The sequence below is a fragment of the Streptosporangium nanhuense genome, assembly GCF_059358815.1.
The window spans coordinates 139,960-151,474 of record NZ_JCADBG010000004.1 but is presented as its reverse complement, the minus strand read 5'-3'; the positions used below and the strand labels follow the sequence as shown (position 1 = coordinate 151,474).

Sequence of the window (11,515 nt, the reverse complement as noted above, 5' to 3'; positions counted from 1 at the left end):
TCCCTGGTGACGTAGATGATTCCCGGCACTAACATATCGCGAAATGGAACATGTTATAGGGCGATTCGGACACCTATACAGCGCACGGCCCCTGGAGGAGCGATGCGTCGCGTCATCGGTTTGGTGTTGATCGGAATCGGGGCATTCCTTATTGTTCTCGCGCCGCTCGTGCGGTTCCAGGTGGCGTCCACCCTCATCGCCGCCCCCGCCAACCAGTACGGCATCAGCAAGCTGGAGGCCGTCGACGCCCAGTATTTCAGCCCCGGGGACCTGAAGGTGATGACGGGTGACCTCGACATCACCGTCACCACCAGGGGCGACGTCGCCGCGGCCGAGGGCGACCGGGTCGTCTGGGAAGAGGCCATGGCGGTCAACGACGTCACCAACCAGAACCCCCTCATCTCCTTCAGCGAGCGCCGCAGCGCGTTCAACAAGTACACCGGTGAGGGTGTCAACTGCTGCGACGTCAACATCGACAAGACCCCCGTGCAGCTCCAGGGGCAGATCTACAAGTGGCCGTTCGACGTCGAGAAGAAGACGTACAGCGTGTTCAACTCGACCACCGGCAAGGCGTTCGACGCCAAGTTCGTCGGCGAGGAGCAGGTCGGGGGGCTGTCGGTCTACCGGTTCGAGCAGGCCATCCCGCCGACCAAGACCGACACCATCACCGCCCCGGCCTCCGTCCTCGGCATGGACGACACCGGCGACGTGCAGGTGGACCGGATCTACGACGGCGTCAACACCTTCTGGATCGAGCCGGCCACCGGCTCGCCGGTGCGGCAGGAACAGCAGCGTCACGAGGTGCTCAAGACCCAGGACGGCGTCGAGCGCTCGCTGGCCTTCGTCGCCACCGCGAAGATGACCCAGCAGACCCAGGACGACCTGGTCAAGAACGCGGTCGACGGCAGGAACACCATCACGCTGCTGCGGACCACGATCCCGGCGGCGCTCCTGGTGGGCGGCCTGGTCCTGGTCGTCGTCGGCTTCCTGCTCATGAGGCGCCGCCAGAGCGTCTGACGGGGGTCCTCCAGTCTCGACGGGGGTCCTCCGGCAGAGTGACGGCCCCTGAGATGACGAAGGAGGGAGGCCGCGGGCACACGCCCGCGGCCTCCCTCCTTCGTCGTTCCAGACACAACATCACTGGAACGCGTTCCACCTTTTTCCCACTTCATTACTCACGAGTAGCTTAGGGTTCCGGCCAGAAGAAATGTTCTGGAATAGAACACGTTGCAGTTTGTTCCCGGCCGGTCGTACAGTCGGGGTATGCGGACACGTGTTACCGACATGCTCGGTATAGAGTTGCCGATCTTCGCTTTCAGTCACTGCCGTGACGTCGTCGCCGAGGTAAGCCGCGCGGGGGGCATGGGCGTGCTCGGCGCCCTCTACTTCACCCCCGAGGAGCTCGAGATGGAGCTCAAGTGGATCGACGACCACGTCGACGGCAAGCCGTACGGCGTCGACGTGGTCATGCCCGCCTCGTACGCCGGCTCCGACCTGGGTGTCGACTCCCCCGAGGACCTCGTGGGACGGCTCCAGGGGATGATCCCCCAGGGGCACCGGGACTTCGTCGACGGCCTGCTCGCCTCCCACGGCGTGCCGCCGCTGTCGGCCGACGCGGACGCGGGCAGGGTGCTGCTCGGCTGGACCGACGCCACCGCCCGCCCGCAGGTCGAGGTGGCCCTGCGGCACCCGATCGCGCTGCTCGCCAACGCGCTGGGCCCGCCCCCCGCCGACGTGGTCGAGCAGGCCCACGCCAAGGGGGTGAAGGTCGCCGCGCTCGCCTCCACCCCCCGCCACGCGATCAAGCAGGTCGAGGTCGGCGTGGACATCGTCGTGGCCCAGGGCACCGAGGCGGGCGGCCACACCGGGGAGATCTCCACAATGGTCCTCATCCCGCAGGTCGTGGACGCCGTCGACGTCCCCGTGCTGGCCGCGGGCGGCATCGGCGACGGACGTCAGATGGCGGCCGGGCTCGCGCTCGGCGCCGAGGGCGTGTGGACGGGGTCGATCTGGCTCGCCGTGGAGGAGGCCGACACCTCCGAGGTGGTCAAACAGCGCATCCTGGCGGCCACCTCGCGCGACACCGTGCGCTCGCGGTCCTGGACCGGCAAGCCCGCGCGCCTGCTCAGGAACGAGTGGACCGAGGCCTGGGAGTCCCAGGAGTCGCCCGGCACGCTCCCGATGCCGCTGCAGTTCATGCTGATCTCCGACGCGCTCCGCCGGATCGGCCGCTCCGACGCGACCGAGCTGGCGACCTTCCCGGCCGGGCAGATCATCGGCACGATGAACCAGGTCAGGTCCACCAGGGACGTCGTCTTCGGCATGATCGAGCAGTACGTCGAGGCAATGGAACGATTGGGCCGCATTACCGACGAGTAGGTAGCTCATACCTGGACGAATGGGCTAAGAACTCATCAGAGCCGATGAGTTTGGAGAATGATGGCGTCGCCCCAGGTCACCGACCGTGCCACCCGTCCCCTGACGAGGGCCTCCCGGCCCTTCCCCGGGAACCGGCGGGTGCTCGGCGTCGCGCTCGTCCTCGTCGTGGCCCAGCTGGTCTGGCGGGCCGTGGTCCTGCAGCGGGGTGGTTTCTTCGGCGACGACCTCAACATGGTGGGACGGGCCGCGGCCGAGCCGTTCGGGCTCGACTACCTCTTCGGCGTCTACTCCGCGCACGTGATGCCGGTCGGGATGATCGCCAACAAGGTCGTCACCTCGCTCGGCGCGTACGACTGGACGGTGACCGCGGCGGCGTTGCTGCTCTTCCAGCTCGCCGCCTCGCTCGCCGTGTACCGCATGCTGCGCGTGCTGTTCGGGGCCCGCTGGGCGATCCTGGTGCCCCTCTCCCTCTACCTGTTCACGCCGCTGGCCCTGCCCGCCTTCTACTGGTGGGCGGCGGCGGTCCAGGCCCTGCCGCTGCAGATCGCCATCGCGATGGCGGTCGCCTCCCACGTGACGTTCCTGCGGTCGGGGCGGGGCGTGGACGCGTTCGTGACGGGAGCGTGGTTCCTGTTCGGGCTCGGCTCCTTCCACCTCAAGGCCGTCTTCGCCATCCCCCTGTTGCTCGTGCTGGTCACCGTCCTGTACTTCCCGGTCCGCGAGCGCCTGCGCTCGCTGGCGGTCGTGTTCGGCGCGTACGCGGTCATGGCCGGCGCCTACTCGGTTTTGTTCGTCCTGCAGCTCGACCGCCTGCACGGGCAGAGCATCGGGGCGCCGGCGTCGGAGGTGGCGGGCCGGGCGACGGCGCGGATGCTGGGCGTCACCCTCCCGGTGCTCGCGGCCGGGGGCCCCGGGCCCTGGTGGTTCAAGTTCTACGCGGTCCCGCCGCAACTGATGATCGTCGCCGCCTGGGCGCTCGTCGCGGTGGTCGTCGCCGTCACCCTGTTCTTCCGGCGCGGGGCGTGGAAGGCGTGGCTGATCCTCGCCGTCTACCCGCCCGTCCTCATGGTGCCGATCCTGGCCGGGCGCTCCCTGGACCGCGCCCTGGGAGAGGAGGCCCGCTACCTCGCGGACGTGACCCCGGTGATCGCCCTCTGCCTGGGGCTGGCGATGCTCCCGCTGCTGGGCGAGGCGCGCCCGTACCGCAGGCGGATCCCGGCCCGCGCCGCCGTCAGGACCGCCTGCGCGCTGCTGGCGGCCGGGATCGCCGCCTGCTCCGTCTACTCCGCGCACAGATACGTGACGGGGACGGAGCCGGGACGGGCCGAGATCCGCTCCTACCTCGCCTCGGTGCGGACCACGCTGGCCGCCGCCCCGCCGGGCAGCGACGTCTACCCCCAGCAGACCCCCTACGACCAGTTCGGCTTCGGGTACGGGGACGAGGGACTCAGCAACCTCACCCTCAGCCCGCTGGCCCCGCCCGAGCTGGCCGCCCTCATGCGCAACCCCCGGCCCGCCGCCGCCCCGCTCGTGCTCGACCGCGCCGGGCGCCGTCTCGTCCCGGCCCGCCTCACCGGCCCCTACGTCGCCGCCCCCGGCGGCTGCTTCCCCCAGCGGGGCGGCACGATCTCGGTCCCCCTCTCGCACAAGGGCGGCCTGGTCGTCCTCGGCCTGGACTACCGCTCCAGCGCCAGGACGGCGGCCTACGTGCGCGTGGGGGAGCAGGAGACCGAGGTCGTCTTCGAGCAGGGGGTCGGCAGGATCCACATCCCCTTCACCGCCCCCGGTGCCTCCGTACGGCTGGAGATCCTGTCGGCCGACGCCCAGGTCTGCGTCATCGGCGGCCTCTTCGGCGGCCCGGTCCCGCGCTAGGCGGGCATGCCCGGAGTCCGGCCGGTGGCCGTGGGCGATCGGTGACCAGGTGAGCAGGTGAGCAGGTGACCCGGTGACCGGGTGAACAGGTGACCGGGTGACGGGCCGGCCGGTGGTGGGGTCGATGCCGGGGTCCGCCGGGCGACGGGGATCCCGGCGCCCGCACCCTTCTGTCGAACAAGTCACGACTTTCGTCGATTTGTGGCAAAAAGGTATGGGCAAGCGGAAGATCTTCCTTTAGATTACGGCGCAGAGCGGCATTAGCCCCTCCCTGTCACAACGAACGAGACCCCGGCACCCGCCATCCGACCGGCCACACCGGCGGTGCCGCCACACCCCCACGCCGCGCCGCACGCGGCACCCTCACCGAGATGGAACCGGCCATGCGGAAATCCCCCCTGTTGTCCGTCCTGGTGCTCACCGCACTCTCATGGCTCGTCGTACCCGCCCAGGCCCAGGCGGCGGTGCCGCCGCAGCAGCCGGGCGTCACCCTGCGCACCTACGACGTCCAGGTCGAGCTGTCCAAGCTCTGCACGCTCAAGCCCGGCCAGACGCCCAACGTGGACAAGCTGATGCCCACGATCGACTGGACCTCCGACGCCGACTTCGGCCTGGTCGACACGTTCGTCACCGAGGCCATCGGCAACATCTCCATCGCCGCCGCGGGCACGTACGAGTTCCGGCTCACCAGTGACGACGGCTCCCGGCTGCGCATCGACGACACCGTCGTGATCACCAACGACGGGCGGCACGCGGCGATCGCCGTGGACGGCACGATCAACCTGACCGCCGGCTACCACGCGTTGCGCGTCGACCACTTCGAGCACCTGTACGGCCAGCAGCTCAAGCTGGAGTGGAAGCCGCCGGGCGCCTCGGGGTTCACCGTCGTGCCGAACTCGGTGCTGAGCACGGACGCGGACGTGGTGCGGGTCACCGCCCCCGGGCGCAAGGAGTGCGAGAGCGGCGCCGACTCCCCGGGCGACGGGCTGCCGCTGGAGTCGGTACACCCCGACTTCACGCTCACCGACCTGCGACCGGCCGGTTTCGAGCCGCAGGTGAGCGCGATGGACTGGCTGCCCGACGGCCGGCTGGCGATCGCCACGTGGGGCGGCTCGGAGAAGACGCTCGGCGAGGTCTACCTGCTCGACAACGTCACGGGCAAGACCTCGCCCGCGCAGGTGACCACCAAGAAGATCGCCAGCGGGCTCCAGGAGCCCATGGGCATCAAGTACGTGGACGGCAAGCTCTACGTGTCGGAGAAGTCCCGGCTGGTGGAGCTGAACGACACCAACGGCGACGAGGTCGCCGACAACCTCAGGACCGTGGCGACCTGGCCGTTCGGCGGCAACTTCCACGAGTTCGCGTTCGGCATGCTCTACCGTGACGGCCACTTCTACATCAACCTCTCCGTCGCCATCAACTACGGCGGCGCCTCCACCGACCCGCAGCCGGCGCCGGACAGGGGCACGACCATCAAGGTCGACAAGGCCACCGGCGCGATCGAGTACGTCGCCGGCGGCCTGCGCACGCCCAACGGGCTCGGCTGGGGTCCGAACGACGACCTGTTCGTCATGGACAACCAGGGCGGCTGGCTGCCCGCCTCGAAACTCGTCCACGTCAAGAAGGACCGGTTCTTCAACCACTACAACAACCCCGACGGCCGGTTCGACAACAACCCGGTGAGCGCGCCGGTGCTCTGGCTGCCGCACAACGAGATCGCCAACTCCCCCAGCACGCCGCTGCTCGTGAAGGAGGGCAGGTTCGCGGGGCAGATGCTGTTCGGCGACGTCACCTACGGCGGGCTCCAGCGCGGCTTCCTGGAGAAGGTCAACGGCGAGTACCAGGGCGCGGTCTTCCGCCTCACCCAGGGCCTGGAGGCCGGGGTCAACCGGATCAGCCTCGGCCCCGACGGCGCCGTCTACGCCGGAGGCCTCGGCGCCGGCGGTAACTGGGGCCAGACGGGCAAGCTCACCTACGGGCTGCAGAAGCTGACCCCCAGCGGCGACAAGGCCTTCGACATCCTGAGGATGCGCGCGATCGAGGGCGGCTTCGAGCTGGAGTACACCCAGCCGCTGTCGGACGGGACCGCCGCGTCGCTGGCGGCCAAGTACCAGGCCACCCAGTGGCGGTACGTCGCGTCCTCCACCTACGGCGGCCCCAAGGTGGACGAGGAGCCGCTGAACGTCACCTCCGCGGACCTGAGCTCCGACAAGAAGAAGGTCACGCTGAAGATCGCGGGCCTCAAGGCGGGACGCGTGGTGCACCTGCGGTCGCCGCGCCCGTTCGCCTCGGCGTCGGGGCAGCCGCTGTGGAGCACCGAGGCCTGGTACACGCTCAACAGCCTGGTCAACGGCCCGGAGACCGACACCGTGTACGAGGCCGAGAGCGCCTCGCACAGCGGCGGCGCGAAGCTGAACACCGACCACCTGAGCTACACGGGAAGCGGCTTCGTCGACGGCAGCTGGAACCAGGGAGCGGCCACGCAGTTCGCCGTGCGCGTGCCCAGGGAGGGCACCTACCACGTGGGCCTGCGCTACTCCAACGGCCCCGACCCCGCGCCCGGCACCAAGACCCTGAGCGTGTACGTCAACGGGACCAAGGTCAGGCAGGTGCCGCTGCCCACCACGGGGACGTGGGACCTGTGGGCCACCCGGGTCGAACCGCTCACGTTGAAGGAAGGCGCCAACCTCATCACCTACAGGTACGACAGCGGTGACACGGGCAACGTCAACCTGGACTCCATCACCGTGGCCGCGCAACGGGTGTTCGAGGCGGAGAACGCCACGCTGGGCGGTGGCGCGAAGGCGAACCAGAACCACCAGGGCTACACCTACAAGGGCTTCGTCGACGGCTACTGGAACGCGGGCGCGAGCACGTCGTTCTCCGTGTGGTCGGACTCGACCGGCCCGCACAACGTGGGGCTCCGCTACGCGTCCGACGCCGGCAGGTCGGTGAGCGTGTACGTCAACGGCGTGAAGGTCAGGCAGGTGCGGCTGGCCGCCACCGGCGGCTGGGACGCCTGGGCCGTCCAGACGGAGCCGCTCAACCTGACCCGGGGCACGAACACGATCGCCTACAGGTACGACTCCGGCGACACGGGCAACGTCAACCTCGACCACATCTCCGTGTCGAGGGCGGAGCGGATCACGCTGTTCGACGGGTCCAACCTGGCGGCGTGGGAGAAGCGGGCCGGCGGGACGGCCACCTGGCCGGTCGCGAACGGCCACGTGGAGTCCTACGGCGGCGACATCCGCACCCGGCGGACGTTCGGCGACTTCAAGCTCCACGCCGAGTGGTACGAGCCGGAGTATCCGCCGGACGTGACCGGGCAGCAGCGCGGCAACAGCGGCATCTTCCTCCAGGAACGCTACGAGGTCCAGGTGCTGGAGTCGTTCGGCGACACCACACTCGCCGCCAACGAGGCGGGCGCGATCTACAACAAGCGCGCGCCCGACCGCAACATGGCGACCGCCTCGGGGACGTGGCAGACCTACGAGATCACCTTCCGCGCGGCCCGCTACACCAGCGCGGGAGTGAAGACCGACAACGCGCGGGTCACGGTCGTCTGGAACGGCGTGGTGGTGCACGACGACGTGGCCGTCGACGGCGGCACGGGCGACAACATCCCGGAGAACGCGGCGTCGGGCGGGATCCGCCTCCAGGACCACGGCGACGCCGGCGAGAACCCCCGCTTCCGCAACATCTGGATCGAACCCGTCTCCTGACCCCCTGACCTTCTGACCCCCTGACCCTTCGACCTCATGGCCCGGCAGGCCGTCCCGCTCCCCGCGCGTGGGCGGCCTGCCGGGCCATGAGCGTGCCGCCCCCGGCCGCCCCCGGCCACCGCTCGGGCTACAGCGCCTTCCCGGCCAGCTCCTGGACGCCCTTGAGGAGCCTGTCCACGTCGGACTCGTCGGTGTAGGGCGCGATCCCGGCCCGGATCGCCCCAGTGTCGCCGAGGCCCAGGCGCCGGGAGCACTCCAGGGCGTAGAAGTTGCTCGCGGGCGCGTTGACGCCGCGTTCGGCCAGGAAGCGGTAGGCGTCGGCGGGCCTGACGCCGTCGACGGAGAACAGCGTCGTGGGGGTGCGGCGGCGCGACGCCGCGCCGTAGGAGGTCACCCCGGCGATCCCGGCCAGACCGGCGTCGAGCCGGTCGAGCAACGCCCGCTCGTGCTCCTCCAGCGCGGTCATCGAATCGGCCAGGCGCTCGCGGCGGGTCCCCTCGCCCGGCACGAGACCGGCCAGGAAGTCGACCGCCGCCGTCGTACCGGCGAGCAGCTCGTACGGCAGCGTGCCCAGCTCGAAGCGTTCGGGCACCGCGTCGCTGGAGGGGAGCAGCTTGTCGGGGCGGACGGTCTCCAGCAGGCCGGGGTCGGCGGCGAGCACGCCCAGGTGCGGCCCGAGGAACTTGTACGGCGAGCAGGCGTAGAAGTCGGCGCCCAGCTCTCCGATGTCGACCAGGCTGTGCGGCGTCAGGTGCACGCCGTCGACATAGAGCAGCGCCCCCGCCCCGTGCACCCGCTCTGCGATCGCCGGGATGTCCGGACGGGTGCCCAGCAGGTTCGACGCGGCCGTGACGGCCACCAGTTTGGTGCGCCCGGTGAGCAGGCCCGCGATCGCGTCGACGGCCAGCTCGCCGCTCTCCGGGTCGAAGTCGGCCCAGCGCACCGTGGCCCCGCGCGCCTCGGCGGCCTGGACCCAGGGCCGGATGTTCGCGTCGTGGTCCAGCGTGGTGACCACGACCTCGTCACCGGGACCCCACTCCTTGGCGAGCGCGCGAGCCATGTCGTAGGTGAGCTGCGTCATGCTCCGGCCGAACACGACGCCGCCCGGCGTGGCGCCGAGCAGGTCGGCCATCGCCCGGCGCGCCCCGGCCACGATCCCGTCGGCGCGCCGCTCGGCGGCCGTCTCCACCCCCCGGTTGGAGACGGCGGCCCGCAGCGCCCCGGCCACGGCCTCCGCGACCGGCGCGGGCACCTGCGAACCCCCCGGCCCGTCGAAGTGCGCCGCCCCCTCGTCCAAAGCGGGAAAACGCGCCCGTACGGCCGCCACGTCGTATGTCATGAAACCTCCAGGATCGCTGTCGACATCGGTGTTCCGCCAGGCGTCCCCGTTGGAGCTGACCTTCACGGTACGAGGCCAGGGGCCTGTCCTCAAACCTTGGGCAGCGGGTTCGGCTGTGGTGGATCGGATCCGTTGTTCGGGAAATCGGCGGGTTCCGCTGTCAGCGGAGATGAGCTGTTTCCCGAACATCCGCCGAGCGTGAGAGTGGATCAGGTCAGCGTCTTTCCTCCGGAGGTCGTTACACCGGCTCGGCTGCCTGGGGGATCACCGAGCCGTGAACCCGCTTCAGATACTCCATCGCGTGTTCCGTGGCCGGATCGTGGTTCAGGCGGTCGCGGTAGAAGTGGAGACGGTCCTCGCAGTCGTCGATGATCTCGCTCCATGTCCTCGCCCAGATGCGGATGCCGCCCTCCCACTCGGCGATGCACCCCGGCGGGCGGTTTGGGGCCGTCGCGTCCCGCCGGACGATGTCGTCCATCTGCGTGGAGACGACCCAAAAATCCCAGGAGACACGAGCATCCCGGAATTGGGGATCGTCGGCGACCGCCTGCGCGTAACTCTTGATCTGACCGACCTCCGCCTGGCCGATCCTCACCTTGGGAGCCTTGAGTTCGACGACGAGGTGCTCTCGCCCGGAACTCCCTCGGTGCGCCTTGCCCAGCATGAGGTCGACGATTCCCTGCCGGCCGTCTTCCCTGCGCACCGGATCGGGCCGCTCGGTCTCCGGGTCTCGGCCCAGCGCCTTCAAATGACGAACGAGCACCGCGTCCAGGCTCTGGTCGCTGACCATCAGCGCGTACGCGTCCCCGAACACCCAGGTCTCGCGCTCCAGAAGCTTGTGAAGCTCACTTCGTTCCTTGAGCGTCCTGCTCATCTCCGGTTCGAAGAGGAGCTTCTTGAGCGCGGCGACGAAGTCCAGTCGGTCGGCCACCTGTCCCGTCGCTTTGATCACTTCGGAGAGGCTCGTCCGCTGGAGGAGGCGCTTGAGCTCCTCCTGTTCCGACTGAGGCAGCCGGAACAGCTCGTCCAGCACCGGGTAGAGCCCGCTGGGATCATGAGAGATGATCTCTTTGAGGAGCCGGAGGGTGGTTTTCCGGCTCTGCTGAGAGCTGGGAAGGCGGCGGGCGATCGTGGTCGCCACCTCGTCGAACATCTGACGCTCGACCGCCTGCGCGGGCTCCGTGGGTTCCCCGGGGTAGGGGTAGACGTCCTCCTGCTTCCACTCCTGGATCTGCCGGGCCCTGCGCTGCCGATCGCGGTCACGGAAATGTGCGCGCAGCTTCTCCCTGGCCGCTTCGAGCAGGCCGGAGATCTCGTCCAGCTCCGCCAGATGCAGGTCGTTCCGACGCTCGACGAAGCCGTCCCACAACAGATACGCCGTGAAGTGGTAACCCGGGGCCTGGATTCCCGGTGAGACCTCGTCCAGGACCACGCCGTTGGCGTCACAGAGGGCGAGCACCCGGCCGACGTCTTTGCGCCACTCGATGACCCGAAGCAGGGGGTCCGGCTGTTCGGGGACGCTGTGCCAGGAGACGGGATACTGCTCCATGTCGGCCCAGACGGTCGCCGGATCGAGCCGCTTTCCCTGGTAGACGATGCTCACATCGGGGTTCGCGGCGAGAAAGGGGGCGAAGATCGAGGCCAGTTGCTGCGCGGTGTCGTCCTGGACCAGTCGGCTGACATAGTCCGCGGGCACCGATGCCTCGACCCGCGTCCCGATCGGGGCGTCCACGTAGTCCGGTTCGGAGATGTCGAAGTCCGCGGGCCGGTCGATGGTGCCGCTGATGATCGTACGTTCCGTCCGGCCGTCGATCGCGTTGGCGACCGTGACCCACCGCACCTGCTCGCCCAGGGCGAAGGCGCGGAGCCTTCCCTGTCCGCTGTGACCGTGCAGTCCACGTTTCAACTCGGGCGAGACCTTGGCCTTGGTCTTCCACGAACCGCCCAGCCCGCTGAAGTCCTTCTCGCAGGAGGCGTTCGGCATGCCGTGTCCGTCGTCGCTGACGCTGACGTACTCGATGCCGCCCAGCTCGTTGGTCTCGACGTTCACCGTGATGGTGTAGGCCTCGGCGTCCAGCGCGTTCCAGATCATCTCCGCGACCGCGCCCACCGGATCCTTCAGGCGGGCGAGGCGAAGGAGGTGATCTGGTTTGGCCTCGATGTGAATCGTGCGCACATGGCCACTATCCCAGGCCATGTA

6 protein-coding genes are annotated in these 11,515 nt (G+C 69.4%); 4 read left to right on the top strand and 2 right to left on the bottom strand.

Annotated features, from left to right (window positions below; genetic code table 11):
• Window positions 1-102: 102 nt before the first annotated feature.
• The 4 genes from pgfA (at window position 103) to AC5L38_RS10535 (ending at window position 7,976) form a co-directional block, all read left to right on the top strand.
• Complete coding sequence (gene pgfA, locus AC5L38_RS10550; protein WP_495242575.1) at window positions 103-1,017, top strand: cell envelope lipid trafficking protein PgfA; 915 nt, start codon at window positions 103-105, stop codon at window positions 1,015-1,017.
• Window positions 1,018-1,263: 246 nt separating this feature from the next.
• Window positions 1,264-2,379 (top strand): NAD(P)H-dependent flavin oxidoreductase, encoded by a 1,116-nt coding sequence (locus AC5L38_RS10545; protein WP_495242574.1) that lies wholly within the window; start codon window positions 1,264-1,266, stop codon window positions 2,377-2,379.
• Between the two features lie 57 nt (window positions 2,380-2,436).
• Window positions 2,437-4,251, top strand: a complete 1,815-nt coding sequence (locus AC5L38_RS10540) for a hypothetical protein (RefSeq protein WP_495242573.1) — start codon at window positions 2,437-2,439, stop codon at window positions 4,249-4,251.
• A gap of 383 nt (window positions 4,252-4,634) precedes the next feature.
• On the top strand, window positions 4,635-7,976 hold the full coding sequence (locus AC5L38_RS10535; protein WP_495242572.1) for a 3-keto-alpha-glucoside-1,2-lyase-like domain-containing protein: 3,342 nt from the start codon (window positions 4,635-4,637) through the stop codon (window positions 7,974-7,976).
• A gap of 127 nt (window positions 7,977-8,103) precedes the next feature.
• On the opposite strand, the gene AC5L38_RS10530 is transcribed toward AC5L38_RS10535, so the two are convergent.
• Together AC5L38_RS10530 and AC5L38_RS10525 are read right to left on the bottom strand one after the other, a co-directional pair.
• Window positions 8,104-9,315, bottom strand: a complete 1,212-nt coding sequence (locus AC5L38_RS10530; protein ID WP_495242571.1) for a cysteine desulfurase-like protein — start codon at window positions 9,313-9,315, stop codon at window positions 8,104-8,106.
• 238 nt (window positions 9,316-9,553) lie between these two features.
• A complete protein-coding gene (locus AC5L38_RS10525) occupies window positions 9,554-11,491 on the bottom strand; it encodes an ATP-binding protein (protein ID WP_495242570.1) in 1,938 nt (645 codons plus the stop codon).
• Window positions 11,492-11,515 lie beyond the last annotated feature (24 nt).

Coding starts and splice junctions, on each gene's coding strand:
- AC5L38_RS10535 (WP_495242572.1), top strand. CDS start 4,635: ATGCGGAAATCCCCCCTGTTGTCCGTCCTGGTGCTCACCGCACTCTCA.
- AC5L38_RS10530 (WP_495242571.1), bottom strand. CDS start 9,315: ATGACATACGACGTGGCGGCCGTACGGGCGCGTTTTCCCGCTTTGGAC.
- AC5L38_RS10540 (WP_495242573.1), top strand. CDS start 2,437: ATGATGGCGTCGCCCCAGGTCACCGACCGTGCCACCCGTCCCCTGACG.
- AC5L38_RS10545 (WP_495242574.1), top strand. CDS start 1,264: ATGCGGACACGTGTTACCGACATGCTCGGTATAGAGTTGCCGATCTTC.
- pgfA (WP_495242575.1), top strand. CDS start 103: ATGCGTCGCGTCATCGGTTTGGTGTTGATCGGAATCGGGGCATTCCTT.